The organism is Flavobacterium sp. NRK F10 (assembly GCF_024054235.1).
Classification (GTDB): domain Bacteria; phylum Bacteroidota; class Bacteroidia; order Flavobacteriales; family Flavobacteriaceae; genus Flavobacterium; species Flavobacterium sediminis.
The window spans coordinates 926,850-948,340 of record NZ_JAMXLC010000001.1 but is presented as its reverse complement, the minus strand read 5'-3'; the positions used below and the strand labels follow the sequence as shown (position 1 = coordinate 948,340).

Genomic DNA, 21,491 nt, shown 5'->3' with positions numbered 1-21,491 from the left:
AAAAAAAAACAACTCTGAAAACAACAGTTTTAGGTAAAAAAATAGTTTTGAATGATAGAAAGAAATTAAATTTATCGTTAGATAAAGAAATCTCGGTTACTAAGTTGGATAAATCCATTATGTATTTTGGTATTTCACTAAATGAAATTGTTTATATGATAAATCACGAGCAAGACAGCTATTTTTTTATTGATAACCAAGATAATATAAAGCGCTATGATTTAGAACTCAATTTTGAAACTAAAGAAAGTCTTTTAAAAAGTCTGGAAGAAAATGGGTTTGATGTTAAGGATGAGGTTGTTAAGGTTGATTTTTTTAAATTTGAAAAAAGTAAAATATGAAAAATCTTCAATTGCATAAAGATGGGGAGCAGGATTATAAAGAGGCTCTACAAAAGGAATTTATTGCTAAACAAGTTGCTATAGAAAAGGATGAAAACCTTTCTTTAGAAGAAAAAGAAGAGCAAATACAATTGTTAAAAGAGGAATTTGATAAAAAAAGGAGCCAGATAAAAAGATCCCTTTTTTAGGTACAATAATTGGTAAACTCTCTGTCATTTGCTTTTCAAATAATTCAATATTATCAAGCATACTGAAAACAATCAAATGACTACAATCTTCAACCTTCTCTTTGTTGTGAAAAGAAGAAGGAACCAGCGCTACTTTTATTTTTTGATCAGAAACAATGGTAAATTTCCAAGGTTGACTGTTAAGGGAAGGAGGACTTAAATGTAAAATTTCTTCAATTTCATGTATTTTTTCAGTGTCAAGTTTTACCCCTGAATCATACTCTTTAGTCGTATAACGCAATTTCATACATTCTAGAAAATTCATAATCTTTACAATTTTTAAGGGAATAGAAATTTTAATAAAGGTGCAAAAGAAAAATATAGAAACTGTTTTATAACTAAACTCCTTTGTTAAAGAATTGGAGTAGTGTAAAATGCCTTTTATTATGATAAGTTTTTTATTTTTTTGATGTAATTCACTAATATGTTGCTAGGTTAAAACTGGTTTTTAAATTGTCGAATATGTGCTTTTTGCGTATATTCGGTGCGTTTATTTTTAGACTGGAGATAGTTGAGTGCTTATTTTTTTAAATTTTAGTTAAAATTAATAGAAAGACTAAGCCTATTTTTTCCGGTTTGGAGCGTTAAAGTTATGTTGAAAGAGTGAATTGCGTAAGATAAAATGATTGTCAATAAAAAGTGTGTTAAGGTCTTCTTTTGTTATATTGTACTATTCTTTTTTAGTGCAAGTCTTTTTTCGCAACAATCGGATGCAAGAAAAGAGTTAGAGCAAAAAGTCATTGCCAACGGAGCGCTTTTTAAACAAAACTTAGATGAAGCCAATAAGGAAATTGATGATCTGCTTCAGCAATCCATTAAACTTAAAGATTCAGTTTTAGAATTAAGAATATTGGATCGTAAGTGTCGGTACTTCTATGCTAAAAGAGATGTTGAAAAATTAGGAGTAACAGCTGAACAATTAAAAAAAAGATCAGAAGAATATAATAATATACAAATGCAAGGAATGGCTCATATTTATCTTGCAGAGACCTATTCAATTAACCAGCTTTACGATCAATCAATTACTGAATTAGAAACAGCATTAAAAGTTCTTGAAAAAGGAGATGATAAAGATATTCGGGTTTTCTTTACGAAAGTGAATGCTTTAAATGGCTTTGCCAATGTTTATAATTATACAGGACAACCGGAAAAAGCGGTAGAGAAATTACTTGAAGTTGTAGAAAGTTATGACAAGCTCCCAGATCCGGAAGACGTTAAAAGATACCAATACATAAATTATTCAAACTTAGCGAATACGTATATTTTGTTTGATCCGGAAAAGGCAAAATATTATGCTTTAAAATCAAATGCCTTAAAGCCCAAAGGCGCTCCTGATGATAACATTATGATGACCAATTATTTTGTTTTGGGATTAGTCTGTAAAGAAGAAAAAAAGACGGAAGAGGCACTGGATTTTTTTTTAAAGTCCTATGAATTGAGTAAGGTTAATGGGGAAGTTCTGAATTTGGAAGAACTGTATCTTAATTTAACTGAGGTTTATAAAAAAATGGGAGATTCTTCTCAAACTGCTTTTTTTGAGGGGAAATTAAAAGAAATTCGTTTGTCAACTTTAGAAAGTAAATACAATTCACTTCAAAAAATTTTAGATAAAGATAAAGAAACTGAAAATATAAAAGAGAAAAAAATCCCTTTATGGCTCTTTTACAGCGTAGGAGCTTTAATCCTTTTAGTTTTTGGAGCATGGATTTATTTGTTCAGAAAAAAGCAAAAAACAAAAGAGATCTTTGTGACAGATTATGAAGAACTCATTGAAATGATCCGAAAAGACGATCCGGGTTTCATGTTTGCTTTTGAGAAACTGTATCCTAACTTTTCAGAAAAACTTTTGCAGATAGATCCGAGCCTGACTAAATCAGAAATAGAGTTCTGTGCTTTACTTAAACTGAATCTTTCTACAAAGAAAATTGCAGAACTGAAATTTATTGAAATACGAACTGTTCAAAACAAAAAATACCGTATCCGGAAAAAACTAAACATTCCTCAGACAACAGATCTTTATAATTGGTTTTCTTTTGTTTAATTTTTGAAAAAACAAGCCTTTTCAGTTAAAAAAAACATCAAAAAGAGGTAAAGAGTAGCAAATGAGTAGCATTTTTTTGTTATAAAAGCACCTTTTGAGTATTGCAAAATAAAAAAATGTTAAATTTTTAACATTAGTTTGCGTTGAATATCTTATGGAATAACAACGCTAAACTGTAATACTTATGAGAAAACTTTACCAATTAATCAAAAAATTAACATTAGTCTGTCTTTTATTTGCCATAAATTCCAATGGAATGGTTTATAAAAAGACAGCGCTTTTTCACATCAGTAACAATTCAAAAGAAATTAACTTTACGGGTTTAAAAAGCAATAGACCGGTTAAACCTATTAAGAAAAAAGAAACAGCTAATCAGACCAGTACAGCTGTGTGTACTTTTACCGCTTTAACATTATCCGGATTTAATGCAGATGTCATTGCTGAAGGCACAGGGGGGGATACATTCGATAAAACAACTCATACAGTTGATGCATTCTACACTTTTTATTCACAAGATTTTGTACCCTTGAACCCTCATTCTTCAGGAGCAAGTGCAACGGCTTATGGCGGTGGTTTCCCTACAAACGGGATACTGTCCAATACTGCTATATCAGGGCTTTCTTTCCAATTAGCAGATTTTAGTTCAAATAATGCATTGGTTTTGAGAAACAATGTAACTAATCAGGGAAATCTAACATTAGCTTCGCCTAAAAAAGCGGAAAAGATTTATATAGCAGCAGTCAGAGGAGAGGGAAGCTCTTCATCTGCTGATAACCATAATGTAACAGCAACTGTGAATTTTTCTGACGGTTCAAGTCAGGTTTTCGTATTTCAGGCTACGGCTTGGTGGTATGATAGTAACCCGCCGGCTAATACTGTAATGTTGGGAACAGGAGAAGTATCCCGAAACACAGCTACTACAGGTTGGGCTCCGAAAAATGAATTCAGAGGACTTACTCAGGCTAACCTTTTTTACAATGAATTAACACTGGATCAAACGAATTACAATAAGAATATAGTTTCTATAGCTTTCGATAAAGAAGTAACGGCTAATGATGCTCATACAACAGCCATATTAGGTGTTAGTATCTGTGAAACAGCTTCACAAGTAACAGGCTTCAATTATGATATTATTGCTAATGGTATCGGGGATGCCTCCTCTTCTGCAGATATCGGATTGGATGAAGTAAATACCAGAGCTTTAGTGTCTATGGATTTTCAGGCTACAGCAGGTAGCAGCTTTCCTACTTACGGTTTACCTTCGGATGGGATAATAAGCAGCGCCAATACATCAGGAGTAAGCTTTCAATTAGCAGATTATTCAGGACCGAATGCTTTGTTTTTGACTCCTTCTTATGTTACGGGTTCTGCAAATAGTCAAAATTCAGGAACCTTATCATTTACAGCCTCAAATGTGGGAAATGTGTATATTTTATCAGCAGCAGCTGGTGGAGGATCATCTAATTTGCCATATACAGCAGTTGTTAGTTTTTCTGACGGAACTTCACAAACTGCAAATTTACAGGCAAAAGATTGGTACGACGGTACGGCTTATGCCATTCAGGGAATTGGGAGAGTGAATATGGCAAACAATGCATTGGAGGGAAGCAGTACAAATCCAAGATTGTATGAAGATGTAATTGCATTAGATGTAGTTAATCAAACTAAAACAATAACAGGAGTAACCTTTACTTTTGATGGGGATTCTACAGCGCCTTGGGCAAATGAGATACGATTATCCGTTTTAGCAGTGACAACTACAGAATCAACTTTAAGTACTTCTGATTTTGGTAGTTTGGATTCTACGATAAAAATATATCCGAATCCTTCATCGGGAATAATCACAATAGATGCAGTTTCGGAATTGGAATCTGTTGAGATATTTAATGCAATAGGACAAGCTGTTTTGAATTCAAAAAATAAAAATCAAATAAATATTTCTGATTTAGAGGAAGGAATTTATATGATTAGGCTTAAAACAAAAGAAGGAAAAACTTCAGTGCAGAAAATAATTAAAAAATAATTCAAAGGATTACGTCTGGATCTTTTTGCCCCAAAAACCATAAAACCTAAAAAATAGAATTAATGAAAATCAAATATAAATATATACTATTCATTGTATTAGTCAATATCTCTTTTAACAGTTTAAGGTCTCAAAATTTTTCGTATACTGTTTTTAATGAAATCTTATTTTATGACGGATATGCAACCGTTGTTAGTGATCCGGTTCCCCAAGGTGTGATAAGACATAGAAATGATCTGTATGCCAGAAAATTACCGGAAACAGTCTTGGCCTCTTTCGGAGACCAAATAACAATGAATATAACAATTAAAGCAGCGTGTGACAATTACGACAGGATCGGAAATGTAAATTTAGCTTTTGTGCCTAAGGGTCAATCCACGTATGACCCTGATAGTGTGCAACGAATAGAAGTAGGTCGCTATATTACTCCATTTATGGATAAGAATGTAAGCCCTACTGAAGTGCCATATACTTATACGGTCGATAACCTTGATAAGATATTTAAAGATAGCGCGATCAATGCAATGTATGATATTTGGGTTGAATTGGAGCTATTTGGTGTTCCTTATGCTGCAAATACTCAAATAACAGGTTGTGCCGGAAGAAATGATGTGTTTTTCGGGACTTTAGAGTTTGTTTCTACAGGAGTTTTTACTCAAAACCCTCCTCAATCTTTTCTTTTGCCGTTGTCAATGAAAGCAAACTTCAATAATTATCAGGCAGGTGCAACAGATCAGATAGGCACAACAACTAAAACAATCACTTTTAATTTGATTGACAATATAGAGAATGCAAAATTATATCTGATTACTTCAAATCACGGAGCAAATTCAGGTGGAGAAGAATATGTACGAAGATGGCATTACGTGTCTTTCGACGGAAATCAGGTTTTATCATATCAGCCTGGGGGTATTTCTTGTGAGCCTTACAGAGTATATAACACACAGGCTAACGGAATTTACGGTTCATCTCCCCAGTCTTTTTTCTGGTGGGTATCTTGGAATAACTGGTGTCCGGGGAATTCAATTCCGATCCGGGAAATAAATTTAGGAGATCTGACAGCCGGAACACATACTTTCGTAATATCTGTACCGGATGCTCAATTTGCATCCCAACAAGGAAATTTTCCGTTGTCTTTGTACCTACAAGGAAATTACCTGAATACAGCAGGATTGGAAGATGTTAACGGAACAGCATTTAAAATATACCCGAATCCGGTCAGTGACTTTGTTCTAATAGATTCCTCAGAGAACATTAAAAATGTAAGTGTATTTAATGTTTTAGGGGAAAGAGAAGATTGTAAGATAACTTCAAATAGAGTAGATATGTCCGGATTAGAATCAGGCGTTTACTTTCTTAAGTTAGAGTTTGTAAACGGAACAAAAGTCAATCGTAAGATAATAAAACAATAAGTTTAGTATAAGGTTAAAATATTCTTGATCTGATTAAGTTAATCCCCAAAATACTCTAAATCATAATGAGAAAAAAAATAATATTTCATTGTCTGTTTCTGCTTTTACTTTTGATTATTCAATCAAAAGTAGTTGCTCAACAATACCAACCATTGTCTGTTTCATCCGGGTTTAATGCAGATGTAGTGGCTAATGGTGTAGGGACACCACTAAGCTCAAGTACTGCGGGTATAGATGCTTCTAATTGGGCATTGCTTTCAAATGATTATCAACAAACGGCAGGAGGGACTACTTACCCTAATGCTATTTCTTCCAATGGATTGATTACAAGTATGAATGATGCAAATTTAACTTTTCAGTTAAATTCACTTTCAGCCAACAATTCATTGCGTTTAGGGACACAAAATCAAAGTGGTACATTAGTATTCTCTAATCCGGAGGCAGCTTTGAGTGTCGCTGTTCTGGTGACGTCAGGAGATGGCTCTTCGACTGTTTCAGGTGTAATTACATTTACAGATAATACCACTCAGATATTTACCGGGCTTTCTATCCCGGATTGGTATAATTCAACAGCTTTGCCTACTGTACTGTGGAACATGGGACGTATTAACAGAAATACTGCTGCAGTACAAAATCCGGCAAATAATCCCAGACTTTACCAACTTGATATTGCGATTGACGGAAGTAATTACGGAAAATCAATCCAGTCTCTCGAATTCACTAAGACTTCTTCAGGCGGAGTGGCTAACATTTTGGCTGTAACAGCAAGCCTTTTAGGAAACTGTCCTCCTCCCATATCATTAAGTGCTATAAACGGAACCCCTACATCAGCTGATTTTGTCTGGAGTTCTCTAGGAAGTGAAACGCAATGGGAAATCATAATTCAGGCAGAAGGTGCTCCGGCACCGGGAAGCGGAGTGTCTGGAGTAAGTGTAAATCAGATGAGTTATTACGCTAATTTCCTCCTTCCTAATACAGGATATGATGTTTATGTAAGAGCCGTATGCTCAGGAACAGAATATAGCATTTGGTCAGGTCCGTTTAATTATTATACTCCTGTAGCCAACGATACTTGTTCTTCGCCAACAACTATTCCGGTTAATTCCGGTTCTGATTGTGCACAAGTGGCACCGGGAGCTTTTTTAGGTGCAACGGTATCACCTGAACCTAATTATTGTGGTGCTATCAATACAGGAGATATTTGGTTTGATTTTACGGCAACTGCTAATACACATATAATTTCATTGTCAAATTTTGCTGGGGCTCCTTTACCGATTGTATTAACGGTTTATGAAGGGAACGATTGTAATTCTTTAACACAGGTTTTTTGTAGTTCAGTGAATTACATAACAGCTACAGGGCTTACTATAGGAGAAACTTATTATATAAGAGCTTCAATTAATGATACCAATACAACTCATACAACTACTTTTGATATTTGTGTCAGTACACCTGATATTTCAGGAAGTAATAATAGTTTAGAATGTTTAATTGATACGATCAATAGTGATTTTGAAACCCCTTCATTTCCCTCAGGAGGAACGGGCTGGTATAATCATAATCAAATACAAGGATGGCGAACCACAGCTTCTGATGAAGTAATCGAAATGTGGAATAATTTTCAAGGGGTAACAGCCTATTCGGGAGATCAATTCATAGAATTGAATGCAAATGAAGCTTCAGGAGTGTATCAGGATTTTGATACCCCTGTTTCTACAGTATTTAATTTCGGTTTTGCTCATAGAGGACGTTTGGGGACGGATAGTTGCGGCTTATATGCCGGACCTCCGGGTGGTCCTTATACTTTAATTTTTACAGCGACTACCGGAAATAGTGATTGGCAATATTATACAGGAACTTATACTGTTCCTAACGGACAAACCCAAACACGTTTTATCTTTGAGGCAATAAGTGCAGCAGGGGGAATTACTGTAGGGAATTTTTTAGATGCTGTTACTTTTACAGCTAATAATGGAATCTTGTCAGATAATCCGATGACATTAGATTGTGATCAGGATTCAGCTTCGTTGATTCTTGCTGCCGGAGTTGGTACTTGGGTGGCTCATTCTGATAATCCGTCTTCGACGACTATTGATGATGTAAATTCGAATACTCCGTTGATTACTGGTTTTGCTGCACCGGGAATTTATCGATACGATTGGACAACGTTGTATTGTTCCAGTACATTGGAAATAAATTTCTCAGGGAATACTGTTCCGGCTCCGGAAGCCGAAGATGTTACATATTGCCTTGGACAAACAGCAGTTCCGCTGCAAGCAACAGCTTTAGCAGGATATGTTTTAAATTGGTATGATGTTTCAGATGGTGGAACAGCTTTAAATAGCGCTCCGATACCGGATACTTCTTTACCGGGGGTGACAACTTATTATGTAAGCCAATCATCGGGAGCTTCTACTTGTGAAGGGCCAAGAACACCAATAGTTGTTACGGTAAATGAACCTGCAACCTATACGATTACAGGAGGGTGTGAAGGAGTTAGCTATTGGCTTCTTGTAGAGGGAGATTTTACAGATCAAGCTTTGTACTCATGGACGGATAGTGATAATATAACAGTATCTGAGCAAAATAGTTTTAATGTAACTGATTACTTAGCTCAAAATCCCGGATATTCAATACCTGAAGGAGGAATTACATTTTTTATCGATATAAATGATAACGGATGCCAGTACCAGGATCAGTTTTTGGTTAACTCTGTTTTTTGTAGTATTCCCAGAGGTGTTTCTCCGAATAATGACGGTTTAAACGATTCATTTGATTTAACAGGCTTGAACGTAGAAAAGCTTTCTATTTTTAACAGATACGGGAAGGTTGTATATGAATTTAACGGACAGTATACAGATCAATGGAAAGGACAATCTGATAAAGGAGAATATTTGCCCGATGCTACATATTATTATTACATAATGACAAGTGACGGAAATAAATTTACGGGTTGGGTTTATGTTAATAAAGCATACTAATCTTTTGACAAAAGGATCAATGAAGAAAATATTTTTATTTGTCTTTTTTATGGCGTCATATTGTATGACTGCACAGTATGCATCAGTGCATTACATCGCTCCGTCACCTTGGCAATATTGGAGCAATGCAAATGAAATTGTTGTATCGACAAAAGAGGCAGGGACAGTTAGTGTGGAATTAAGAAAAAGCGACGGAACTTTCATTACAACATTTAATGTAACAGCTAATAATCCTGTGTCTTATAGGTTTTTGGGTTCAGCCAATTCGCTTTCGAGGAATAACACAGGAACTAATTATTCTGATAGAGGTTTAATAGTTTCGGCTTCGGCTCCGGTTTTGGTAAATATGAGAAATATTGCATCCGACACGTCAGGAACCAGTAACCTGAATATAAAAGGAAATGCGTCTTTAGTGAGTTTCGGAGATGAGGGACGCGGATTAGAATTCAGGTTGGGATATTATAGAAGTAATTATACCGGATTAGCAACAGGAAATCCTATTTATTCTGTAATGGCAATAAATGATAATACAACAGTAACTTTAAACGGAGTAGTAATGACATCACTAAATGCCGGACAGAGTAGATTGTTTACTGCGGCAATGGGAGCTTTATTAACAGCAGATAAAGCAGTTGTGGTCAATGTGGGTAGTTACGGAGATACTCCTCAAACATGCGGAGGAAATGGTGAAGACGGAACAGTAGATCAAATCGCACCGGTTAATGTACTTGGTCAGCAGTATATAGTTGTGAGAGGTAGCGGAACATCAGGTGCAGGAGCAAATGATCCGGAACAGACAACTATTGTAGCCACTCAACCCGGAACCAGTGTTCAAATCACAAATTTTAATGCTTCCGGACAACAGATAAGTACACCGCTTACATACAATCTGGCCAATGCCGGAAGCTATCAGACAGTACATCATGGTGACAGTAATAATCAATATTCAAGTTCGTTCATAGTGTCAAATAATCCTATTATTGTCTATTCGGGAACGGCTGTGGATTGTGAAACAGATATTTCTACGGTAATGCCAATAGGTGGTTGTTCAGGAACAACTAATGTAATTACCAGAAAGTTTATAGATTATGCAAATGGTGATCTGCCTTATTTCGGATATATACTCATAGAAAGTTTGACAGAACCTGTTTATATGAACAGTCAGGATATAGAAACTTTGACAGGAGTCCCTAGAGTAGCTTTAGGAAGTACCGGATTTTATATGATACGTTTTAATAATAATAACATCGGAAACCCATTGAGTATTCATATTGAATCTCTGGCAAGACTTACCACAAGTATCGTACAGCAAGGAACCGGTTTTTCTATGTCAGGGTTCTTTTCAGCCTTTAGCGACAGTCCGAGTCCTCCGGCAGAACTATCCGTAGATCAATGTTCAACAACTTTGACCACAACTTCAGGGATGGATCCGTATCAATGGTTTTTAGACGGACAATTGATCGCAGGGGCAACGTCAGATACTTATGTGGCTACTGAAACAGGAAATTATTCAGTAAGAGGGGAGAGAGCCTGTGGAGTTACTCAGTTATCGGCTCCCGTGTATGTGGAGATCAATCCTTGTAGTGATTTAGAAGTAAATAAAACAGTTGCCTCAGCTCAAGGAGACCAGGCAGTATTCCAAATAGTAGCTTCAAATTTAGGGTTGAGTAACGATACTAATGTTGAGGTAACTGATCTGCTTCCCGATGGATATCAGTATGTGTCTTATACTGCCAGTGCGGGAAGTTATGACCCTGTTGCAGGAATATGGACCGTCGGAGATTTAGATTTCGGAGCAACAGAAACACTTTTAGTTACTGTTACAATCAACCCTACAGGAAACCATACAAATATTGCCCAGATTTCAGGGACAAATACAGATACAGACCAGTCAAATAATAGTTCTCAGGCAATAGCTGATTATCCGACACCGGATCTGCAATTTTCGAAAGAATCCCAGTTTTCAGTTTATTACAATATCGGAGATGTAATTGAATATGAACTGGTATTGGAAAATACAGGACAGATAGCAATTAATAACATTCAGGTTACGGATAATAATGCTGATCTTGGTAGTATAAGCCCTAGTGCAATTTCAGTTTTGAACCCGGGTGAAAGTGTAACGGTAACGGCGCAGCATACGGTTACTTTGGCTGATATTCAGGCAGGGGAAGTGGTAAATCAGGCTATAGCTACTGCAGATGCTCCGCAAGGAGGAACAATGGCTATTGTATCAGATGATCCAAGTACTGCAGCAGATGAAGATGCAACAGTGGTTGCTATTCAGTATCTTTCAGATTTAGAAGTTGTAAAAACAAATAATCAAACCATGTACTATTCAGGGACAACGACTACTTATACCATTACGGTTACTAATAACGGTCCGAGTGATGCAACTCAGGTTGTGGTTTCCGATCCGGTTCCGACAGGAATAACGGATATGAGTTGGCAAGGGAACGGACAGATCGGTATAGGTGATTTGAATGATAGTATAGTCGTTTTATCAGTAGGTGAATCTGTTAGTTATGAAGTTACCATTGATATCCCTGTTCAGTTTACCGGTAATTTAACAAATATTGTTGCCGTAAGTTCAGATGTACCCGATCCGAATCCGGATTGTCCCGGATGTACGGATGTGGATGTTGAGTGTACAACATTAGGACCTACTTCACTAACAGCAGATGTAATTGCAGGACAATTTTCAGACCAAGCCGTAGTATCTGCACAGGCTTCAGGATCAGGTAATTTTGTTTATTGGATGGATAATGGATTGTTACAATACGATGGTTACTTTACCAATGTGCCCGGTGGCGAACATACAATTTATGTAGAGAGTGTTGACGGATGTGGAGAGGTAATTAGTGTTAAGGTAATTGTTTTGAATTACCCGAGATTTTTCACGCCTAACGGTGACGGATATAATGATAATTGGCAACTTATTGGGTTAGAAGGTCAACCTGATGCAACTGCTTATATTTTTGATCGTTACGGGAAATTACTGAAACAAATCAGTACCATGTCATTGGGTTGGGACGGAATCTATAACGGCCATCAGTTACCCTCAACGGATTATTGGTTTAAATTGATTTACAGAGATCCGGCAAATAATGAGATGAAAGAGTTCAGAAGCCATTTTAGTTTAAAAAGGTAATTCTCCGGATTTAAAAATAATTTTTATAGTTCTTAAGTAGTAGTTCAATTCCGGTTGACACAATATCGCCCATGGTATTACATTGTTTAAAGTGTATATCATGGGTGTATTTTTGAAGTGCTTTTTTTAACATTTCAACATGTTCTTTCGGAGCAATTTCTTCTTTTCTCATGATTGCTAATAATTCTTCCAAGCGGTTTTCCAGTCCCAAAATACGTTTTACAGTAGCTGATCGAACTTCTTTCCGATACTGCTCAACCGAATTAGGCTTTAGTTTATCCATAACTAATTTGACCATCTGAAAGTTTTCTTTATAAAACTGAGGAAAATAAATTTTTAAATTACCCTCGTACGATTGTTGGTCAAAATCAATGGGACGTATTCTATAGACTACATGGTCAAAATCGTGAATGGGAATAACCACATAATTGTACGAACGCATATCTCCTAATAACCCTAAGAAACAACGCTCATTGAATTTCACGAATTCTTTGGCAATTTGAGCTTTTTCCAGTTCCGTGCAGTTGGGCAGCATTTTTTGTATGAAGACATCTCCGGGAACACCTATAATATGCTCTTCTATTAAAGTATCTTTATGGATCAAAAAATTGATTCGGTTAGGTGAAAGTATTTCTTCCAGTTCCAATCCGTAAATACGGGAAGCATCGGCTTTTTTGATGTAAAAATTGGTGAAATTGTCATTCAGGATATTACGAACTTTAATCCGAAATGGTTTAGAGTTTCCGAAAGTACAATAATCAATAGAATCGACAGTAAGAAATGGCAGTGTTTCCTCATCGCCATCGGAATGTAAAAGAGTATAAATTTTATTTAAGCTGGCTTCGATCTCGGCTCTTTCAAATTCCGGATAATAGACGCGTAACCACAAAGTATCATTGCCTTGCTCGTCTTCTAAACTGATATAGCCGGAAAAGCGTAATAGATCATCATACAACACGCGGGTTTGTGTAGTTCGTCCATACTTTTCCAAATAACGAAAAAGTTCATCTGAAACTTCATAATTCGGTTTGCGAAAATTTATTTTAACGTCGTCCGGTTTCATGTTCTTTATGATCGTTGGCGAATAGCTTCATATAAAAAGGCACCACAGGCAACAGATACATTTAAAGATGAGATAGTGCCAAACATAGGTAATTTAGCTTTTTCATCTACAACCTTAAGAACAGAAGGATTCACACCCTTGTCTTCACTTCCCATAATAATAGCAACGGGCTCTTTAAGATCAACCTCGTACAGATCAGTATGGGTTTTTTCAGTTGCAGCTACCGTTTTGATTCCGGAAGCTTGTAGGTGGAATACAGCATCTTTAATATGATCTACTTTACAGATAGGGACATTAAAAACGGCGCCGGCACTTGTTTTTACAGTGTCTCCGTTTACAGGGGCACTACCTTGTTTGGATATGATGATTCCGTGAACTCCGGTACATTCAGCCGTTCGGATAATTGCTCCGAAATTTCGGGCGTCGGAAACCCCATCTAAAACCAAAAAAAGAGGTGTTTTTCCAGCTTCTGAAAGGGACATGATCAATTCATCCAGGTCCTGAAAGGAAATAGGGGAAACAGTAGCAATGGCTCCTTGATGGTTTCGGTTGCCTAACCTGTTCAATTTTTCAACAGGAACCTGAGCATAATTGATATTGTGTTCTTTGAGTACCTTCAACAATTCACGCATTAATTCGCCGTGAGAATCTTTTTGAATAAAAACTTTATCAATTTCAGTTCCTGATTGAATGGCTTCAATTATAGCACGAATACCAAATATTTGTTGTCCTTTTTCCATGGGGACAAAGGTAGTTATTTTTAGTATTTCTTTCTATTTTTAATATCTGTAAGTAGAGGATTAATCGAGGAGTGGGATTGGTGCGGAAAAAAGAATAAGATGAAATAAAACTTTTGGTATTTTTTTAGACTAAAAATTAGTTTTAAAACTAATATGAACAATAGAGTTAGAGAGTTTTATAGTCTGTTCTTTTGTAGAACCGTTTGCATAGACTAAACTGAATAAGCCATTCGGGCTAGCCAGTCCGAAACCAAAGCCCAAGCCTAATAAATTTTCCTGAATATCAGCTGTTTTATCCTGCATATATCCATAATCTATAATAGAATTAACGAATAAATTGGAAGCTAAAATATATCGGTATTCTGTGAAGATTCCGGAAAACAAGCTGGCTTGTAATGTGTTTTCCCTAAAACCTCGGATGGAATTAATTCCTCCGAACCGGAATAATTCGTTGACAACATAGTTGTTACTATCTAAATAAAACGTTTGGTTCTTTACATTGATGCTGTTTTTTTCATTGATGTAGAGATTATGACTGATTTCCATTTGTCCCAATATCTGATGAGTTGTCTCAGCAGTTAAGGTTCTGTTACCGATTCCGGTTTTCAGAAAGAAATTGGTTTTTTCGGGAAATAAAACAGAATTTTTATCTCGTTTGATATATTCAAAACTTAAGGTGTAAAATTTACTGTTGAAATCTTGCAAAGATGCGGAATTACTATTTTGAATGTCAACGGAATTCGTACTCTGATAGCCCAAAAAAGCTTTTTTGTTATAGGAAAAATAATAACCTACATTTAAATCCAGATTGGTATTTTGAAAGGTGCTGTCTTGTTTAAAGATCTTTAAATTTCCTTTTAGTCCGAAAGCAGTTTTAAAGGCGTAAGGAAGTTCTGTACCTAAATTAAAAGAAGTCTGTTGATTCCCGTCATTTCGCCAATAGATGTTAAACTTTTCACCCGAATTGAAAATATTTTGCAAGGCAAGATCGAGATATCCGTTAAAAACGATTTTACTTTTTTCAGCATCATTAGCAAAGCCTATAAAACCGTCAAACTTATTTGGTCGGCTCTTTTCAACATAAGCATACACTTTGGTACTGTCTTGGGTCAATAAGATTTCCGGATATTTAATTTGGTTTACAAAAGGGAATTCAGAAAAATCATTATAAATTTCTTCAACCAGTTCTTGGTTGAAATCTCTTTTTTTTAGCTTTTTATTCCAATTGCGTTTAATGTTTTCAGGAAACTTATCATAGCCTATAATGACTAATTCATTAAAAGTCCTTTTGCTTCCGGCACTGAAAAATAAAGTAGCTTGTAAAATATTTTTTCGGGAAAGAACGTTTTGCAATTGCAGTTTGGCTAAAGCGTATCCGTTTTTTTCTAAGAGTGCCAGTTTGCCATTCATCCAGTTTTCAATTTCGGAAGTGGGAATTGTTATAGTATCGCTTGTTTCATGAATAAGTTCCTTTTCGTTATCCGAAAGTGTATTGAAATTAATATTGATCTCGGTAATTGCTTTACCAAGTTGGTAAACCAAAAGAAAAGAACTGTCATTTACTTTTTGTTGTTCGAGAAGCTCTTTTTGATAAAAGCCCAGAAGCGTTAGTTTGTTTTCAAAGGATTTTTTGTACTCAACAATTTCACTGACTTTTTCAAAGGTATTAACATAACCTATACTGTCAATAGTTTTTGTTTCTGTATTATTTTGTCCTTTGATCTTTAAATGAAAATTTTGGGCAAAAGTATTTTGCAGTAATAAAAAGGTAAAATACAGAAAAATTTTTTTCATACTGTAAAGAAACGAAATTGTTGTCTATTTCGTATAAAAAAAGAAGCACCCGAAGGTGCCTCAAACTTATAAAACTAACCCAAATTTAGTTTTTAATCAGTTTTTTAGTAATGGATTTATTTTCTTTGGTGATCTTAATCAGATAAACACCGGATTTTAAATTAGTGACAGCAATTGCTTGGTTTGCCTCTATATTAGACTGTTTCAGAATGCTTTGTCCGGTAATTGAAAAGATTTCAATTGAATCGGCTGATGAAGAAACTGAAAAACTCTCTTTTGCCGGATTTGGGTAAAGAGCGAACTCATTTTCTAGATCAAAAGTTTCAGCAGTTAAAGTCGCCGGTTGATTTCCATATATTTTAAACTGTCCGGATGGAATTAAAATTTGAGCAGATGTACTACTAACCGTTATTGGGGTATTATCCATTAAGTCATACCAGATTCCGGTATAAGGGAAGTCTGGAGTGACATTTTGGTCAGCAACTGAAAAGTTTGCTAAAACCACTACATTTTTCAAACTGCTAGCCGGTAAGCTATTATCATAGATGTAAATACGAGGTTTAATAGCATTAGCATCCGGACTGATGGCGTAATCGCCGTTAAAAACAGGCTCAGTGGTTTTTAATTGAATTAATTTAGAGTATTTTGTATAGATAGCGCCTCTTATCGCATCATTTAACCAATCTTCCACCCATTGTGGTTGTGGTTTAGTAGATAGTTTACAATCTCCGGTTGTAGTATCGGTCTCACTGTTTACAGTTCCGTTTGTGCAAGTGTAAATAGAATCGTCCATTCCTAACTCCTGAAAGTGCCAGATCATTTTAGGCCCCGGGATTAATAAACTGACCGCTCCCAAGGAAGCCATTCTGTTTAAAGCATTTGTCAGGTTGCCTTGAACAGGGTAAGATCCTGCACCATTTCCATAAGTAACCGCTTCATACATTAAACGATCTTTATCGTGACTTTCCGGGTATCCCATCAAACGTTTACCGGAGAATCCACGGCTTACATGTCCCATTCGGGTAATATCAGCATTAGTAGCGTATCCCTTAGCCAGTTGATTGTAGTTGTAGAACATTTCACCCCACATCATAATGCCTTTTCCTTCACTTAAACGGTAGTTAGCCCATTGTTGTTCTTCAGCATCCGTTCCTAAATGTTCAAAGATCACATAATGATCCGGATCAATACTCCATGAAAAGTCAGCATAATCTTTAAGGATATCTACACGATCTTGTTGGTAAGCATTGGTACAAGTTTCATCACTGGCTGTACAAGCTTGTGTAAAACCTTTCGTTAAGTCCCAACGAAAACCGTCAATTTTAAATTCTTCAATCCAATACTGAACCGTTCTTTTTACATATTCTTTAGTGTCTGCAGAAGTATGATTGAAATCTTCTCCTACACTATAGGAATGTTTGGCAACGGTATTAAAATAAGGATTGTCGGTATTCGGACCACCCCAACCGTCACCGTCAGGATCGTTCATCCACATGCGAACCATAGGATTTCTACCGAAAGCATGGTTAAAAGCGATATCTAGAATAACGGCAATTCCGTTTTGATGGCAGAGATCAACAAATTCTTTTAGTTTATCAGATGTGCCATAATATTTGTCTAAAGCCATGTGAAAGGAAGTATTATATCCCCAACTTTCATTGCCTTCAAATTCCATAACAGGCATTAATTCAATAGCATTGACTCCTAAATTTTTGAAATAGTTTACCTTGTCAATCAGATCCTGATAGTTTCTGTCTGCATCAAAATCACGTACCAAAACTTCATAAACCACTAAGTTGTCTTTAGAAGGTTTTGTGAAGTTTGTTACTTGCCAGTTATAAGGTGTTTGTCCGGTTTGAAGAACTGTAACTTCCCTTTCTTGTCCGGCAGGATAAGCATAAGTTGTTGCCAGATCAGGAAATGAACCGGATGGAATATAAGGATCATCATAAGGCGATAAAACTAAAGTAGAGCAAGGATCAGCCGTTTTGACTAATATTTGTGAATTAGTTGTAGGAGTTGTGTCGAATACCCAATATTGGTAAGTGTATACTTGTCCGGGAGTTAAACCGACTAATTCGATCCAGAATTTATCCGAAGATGGGTCTTTTTTCATGGCATAAGCCGAAGAAGGTTGCCAATTGTTAAAACTTCCGGCTACATAAATAAATTCTTTTCCGGGAGCATTCAGTACTAAAGTTGCTTTAGTAGTATCACTGTTGTCATAATTGATACCGATCACAGTATTTGCAGGAAGGTTCTCAGAGAGCACTCCGGGATTGATAACAACAGAAAAGTATTTTGATTGTGTAATACCACCTTGAGTAATTTGTAACTCATAGTTTTTATTGGTTGTGATATTAGTGTCAGTATAATTATAAGTACTTCCGGTAAAAGTATTAAGACTAACTCCGTTAGCCAATAGCGTGTAATCAGCATTTCCGTTAGTGTTCGAAGCACTGATGCTTAGATTATCACCAGAGTTTAAAATGGTTGTACTGTTTTCTGAAGGAGAGATTAATGTAGATTGAAAAGAGCCTACATTTATTTCTAAATCCGCAGTTTGCTGTGTTCCGTCTGCACTTCTCAGAACAATATTGATTTTAGATATGGTTCCTGAACTTACAGAATAAAAATTCTCAATGGTAGACGTTAAGTCCAATTTATAGATATTTCCTGAGACTAAAGTTAATGAGGGTTGTGCAGTATTATCTCCCCAGTTCCCGATTACATTTTGCCAGGCGCTTCCGTTTAATGTTACTCCTGTATGGGCATATATAGTTCCTGAATATGAAGATAAACCGGTTCCGGTTTTATCAAATAGTAGGGTTGCAGATTGATTCTGGTCAGGATTAGTCCCTCCCTGCCATGAGAGTTGCGCAAATGAAATGGCTGTGATACAAAAGAAAAAATAGGTAAAGATTTTTTTCATTTCTTATAGTTTAAAAAGGGCTAACTTTTGGTTAGCCCTTGAAAATTTTTATTGTGCGGTTAAAGTATAAGTATACTCTCTCGGATTGCTTAAATCTAATTCAATTAAATAAGATCCCGTTGTCGCAATAGCGATATTTGCTCCTCCTTCATTTAATGATCCGTCAGCACCATCATCACCATAATTCAATGTCCAAGCATTATTTGCTCTGAATTTTAATTCCTGACCTCCTGTAAGAGTTGTGATAACTTCCCATTTTTTTGTTACTGTATTATAAGTTAAATCTACATCCTGACCATCAGTACCATCAGGACCGGCAGGCCAGCCTAAAGTAGTAGCAGAACCGGTTACAGCCCATTGAGTCGCTGTAGTTGTGTATGTCATTGTTGTAGTGTTCGCATTTATTTTATAATAACTTCCCGCAGATAGTTGAACGTTAACTTCACCATCTTGAAGTAAAGTACCTGTAAAAGTTCCGTCATCACCGTAATCGCCATCAAAACTACTGTTAGTTGGTAATAATTTGAATTCAGGACTTGTTACATTCATATATACATATCCTTCAAAATCAGTTAAGCCATAACCAGAAGAAGCTAAAGCAGGTAAACTGGCATCCGGCGTCCAATCAGCACCATATCCGCTGCTACTTAGAAAATTACCGATTACATAAAGTTTAGGACTTTCGGTTGTGTAAGGAGTAATAACTATAGTTACAATATTAGAAACCATTGGCGAATAAGCAGTACTGTTACTTCCTACCGAAGAAACTACTCTTACATCAAAACTACTAGCTTCATAAGGATTTGCACCTAGAGCTGTGCAAGCATTGTTTAACGTTTCTACTGTAACCGGAGCCTGAAGATCACCTGAAGTTCCTCCCAATACTTGAGCATTTGAGAAATCCCCACCGGTAAGATCCATTTCAACGGAGTAGTTTATAGCTACATTACCATTATAATTAGCCGCTGTCCAAACGAAACGTTCTGCTAAGGCATCCATATTTTCAGGAAGTAATGTGTAAGTATTTCCGTCTTCAGGAGCAGTTAAAACAGGTGCGTCAACACCTTGTATAACAGGTCTGTCTTGTACATCGTCAGTACTACATGAGATAGCAAAGACACTTAATAAAACAAATAATGATTTAACTATATTTTTCATATATCTTTAATATTAAATTAATAACCAGGGTTTTGAATTAAATTCGGATTTACAATAATTGCATCTTGTGGTATTGGGAATAATTTTCTGTAAGAAGGGATTGGTGCGCCATTGGCCACATTTCCTTTCCAAGGCCATAAATAAGAACTACCGCTAAATTTTCCGAAACGGATCAAATCAGATCTTCTGTGGCCTTCCCAATGTAATTCTCTTGCACGTTCGTCTAAGATAAAATCTAAGTCCAAGTCAGAAGCTGTAATATCTCCGGAAGTGTTTCCGTAAGCTCGTTCTCTTAGCTCATTGATATAGCCCACAGCTGTTGTAGCATCACCGCCACCTCCTCTTAAGAAACATTCTGCATACATTAGGTAAGCATCAGCCAATCTGAACATAGGGTAGTCTGTGTCAACAAAATCTCCCGAAGCATCTGACCCTTGATTACCCATACTGTCTACATTTTTCCATTTGGCAATTGCATAGCCATCGGTAAAACTTCCCACATCGTTAATCTCTAATGTTTGACCTGAAGTGTAGAATTGTTTTCTGGTATCATTATCCATTCCGTCAAATTTTTCAACAAATGCAGAAGTAGTTCGCAATCCTGCCCAACCACCGTTAATACCGAATTCAGAAGCATCCATACTACCTCCAACCGGAGCATGTGTCAGGTAAGTTGTACCTCCGTATGTTTTAGTATGTAAACCATCAAATGCTACAGCAAAGATGAACTCATTTTGAGCACCGTTAGTATCATTATCAGCTAAAAATAGTTGAGAATAATTACTGTGTATAGAATAACTGGTTTCATTGATTACTTTATTTACATAAGTATAAGCGTCTTGAGTTCTGTCTGTTCCTACATAAACCTGAGCATTTAAGAACAGTTTCGCTTTTAACATCCAAGCAGCCGCTTTATCAACTCTGAATTGTTCATTGCTGTTAGGTTCTTTCAAATCCGCTTCCATTCCGGTTAATTCACTTTCAACAAAATCAAATAGTTGTTGTCTGTTAGCATAGTCCGGTAAATAATATTGAGTAGGAGAATCTTCAGTAGTTAAAGAAGCACCTCCGAATAGGTCGATGATGTGCCAGTAGCTCAAAGCTCTTAAAAAACGAGCTTCTGCTCTGAAAGTTTTGATGTCATCTCTTAAGCTACCTGTTACACCTCTACCATCTAATTTTTCATCTGTAGTCTGTCTTAAAAATTCATTACAGTTTGTAATTTGGTAGGATAATCTGTAAAAAGTTGCTTTTACAAAACCATCAGAAACGGTCCAAGTGTGCCAATGGAAGTCTTTTATAGTAGCATCGTTCCATGCTATGATTGCTTCGTCTGTTGTCAATTCTTGAAAATTCCAAAGGTTTCTGACATATGAGCTAAATCCTTCATCAATACCAGCAACATCTCCCTGTCCTGCAGGCCCTTGCTGACCAGTCGTTGCAAGACCGGCATAAAGTTTAGCTAAAAAGCTTTTATATGAGCTAGGATCTGCAAATAATTCATCTGCTGTTTGTTCAGTTCCTTCAGGTTTTGTGTCTAATTCATCAGTACAAGAAACAGTAAGGAATAAGAATAACAAAGAAGATAAGCTTAATAGTTTTAATTTTAAATTCTTCATAGTGATTTT

13 protein-coding genes are annotated in these 21,491 nt (G+C 36.2%); 6 read left to right on the top strand and 7 right to left on the bottom strand.

Annotated elements, in window-relative coordinates:
- A partial coding sequence (locus NHF50_RS04465; RefSeq protein WP_252775186.1) for a hypothetical protein occupies positions 1–341 on the top strand: 341 nt, incomplete at its 5' end.
- Positions 342–419: 78 nt separating this feature from the next.
- On the opposite strand, the gene NHF50_RS04460 is transcribed toward NHF50_RS04465, so the two are convergent.
- On the bottom strand, positions 420–833 hold the full coding sequence (locus NHF50_RS04460; RefSeq protein ID WP_252775185.1) for a nitroreductase family protein: 414 nt from the start codon (positions 831–833) through the stop codon (positions 420–422).
- 357 nt (positions 834–1,190) lie between these two features.
- Here NHF50_RS04460 and NHF50_RS04455 point away from each other — a divergent pair, with 357 nt between their 5' ends.
- The 5 genes from NHF50_RS04455 to NHF50_RS04435 all read left to right on the top strand — a co-directional run bounded on the left by NHF50_RS04455 (position 1,191) and on the right by NHF50_RS04435 (position 12,176).
- Positions 1,191–2,609, top strand: a complete 1,419-nt coding sequence (locus NHF50_RS04455; RefSeq protein WP_252775184.1) for a LuxR C-terminal-related transcriptional regulator — start codon at positions 1,191–1,193, stop codon at positions 2,607–2,609.
- Between the two features lie 184 nt (positions 2,610–2,793).
- Complete coding sequence (locus NHF50_RS04450) at positions 2,794–4,632, top strand: T9SS type A sorting domain-containing protein (RefSeq protein WP_252775183.1); 1,839 nt, start codon at positions 2,794–2,796, stop codon at positions 4,630–4,632.
- Positions 4,633–4,694: 62 nt separating this feature from the next.
- On the top strand, positions 4,695–6,044 hold the full coding sequence (locus NHF50_RS04445; RefSeq protein WP_252775182.1) for a peptide-N-glycosidase F-related protein: 1,350 nt from the start codon (positions 4,695–4,697) through the stop codon (positions 6,042–6,044).
- Positions 6,045–6,109: 65 nt separating this feature from the next.
- On the top strand, positions 6,110–9,025 hold the full coding sequence (locus NHF50_RS04440) for a gliding motility-associated C-terminal domain-containing protein (protein ID WP_252775181.1): 2,916 nt from the start codon (positions 6,110–6,112) through the stop codon (positions 9,023–9,025).
- A 19-nt stretch (positions 9,026–9,044) separates the two neighbouring features.
- The gene (locus tag NHF50_RS04435; protein WP_252775180.1) at positions 9,045–12,176 is read left to right on the top strand and encodes a T9SS type B sorting domain-containing protein; all 3,132 of its coding nucleotides are present in this window, start codon (positions 9,045–9,047) and stop codon (positions 12,174–12,176) included.
- Positions 12,177–12,186: 10 nt separating this feature from the next.
- On the opposite strand, the gene NHF50_RS04430 is transcribed toward NHF50_RS04435, so the two are convergent.
- From NHF50_RS04430 to NHF50_RS04405, 6 genes are all read right to left on the bottom strand, one after another.
- Positions 12,187–13,239, bottom strand: a complete 1,053-nt coding sequence (locus tag NHF50_RS04430) for a hypothetical protein (protein ID WP_252775179.1) — start codon at positions 13,237–13,239, stop codon at positions 12,187–12,189.
- Between the two features lie 5 nt (positions 13,240–13,244).
- Positions 13,245–13,979, bottom strand: a complete 735-nt coding sequence (gene rlmB, locus NHF50_RS04425; RefSeq protein WP_252775178.1) for a 23S rRNA (guanosine(2251)-2'-O)-methyltransferase RlmB — start codon at positions 13,977–13,979, stop codon at positions 13,245–13,247.
- Between the two features lie 129 nt (positions 13,980–14,108).
- Positions 14,109–15,773, bottom strand: a complete 1,665-nt coding sequence (locus tag NHF50_RS04420) for a hypothetical protein (protein ID WP_252775177.1) — start codon at positions 15,771–15,773, stop codon at positions 14,109–14,111.
- Positions 15,774–15,858: 85 nt separating this feature from the next.
- Positions 15,859–18,705, bottom strand: coding sequence for an alpha-amylase family glycosyl hydrolase (locus NHF50_RS04415; RefSeq protein WP_252775176.1), 2,847 nt, complete (start codon positions 18,703–18,705; stop codon positions 15,859–15,861).
- Between the two features lie 48 nt (positions 18,706–18,753).
- On the bottom strand, positions 18,754–19,863 hold the full coding sequence (locus NHF50_RS04410) for a SusE domain-containing protein (protein WP_252775175.1): 1,110 nt from the start codon (positions 19,861–19,863) through the stop codon (positions 18,754–18,756).
- A gap of 17 nt (positions 19,864–19,880) precedes the next feature.
- Positions 19,881–21,482 carry a RagB/SusD family nutrient uptake outer membrane protein gene (locus NHF50_RS04405; protein WP_109568524.1) on the bottom strand — a complete coding sequence of 534 codons (1,602 nt, stop codon included), beginning with the start codon at positions 21,480–21,482 and terminating at the stop codon, positions 19,881–19,883.
- Positions 21,483–21,491: the final 9 nt, after the last annotated feature.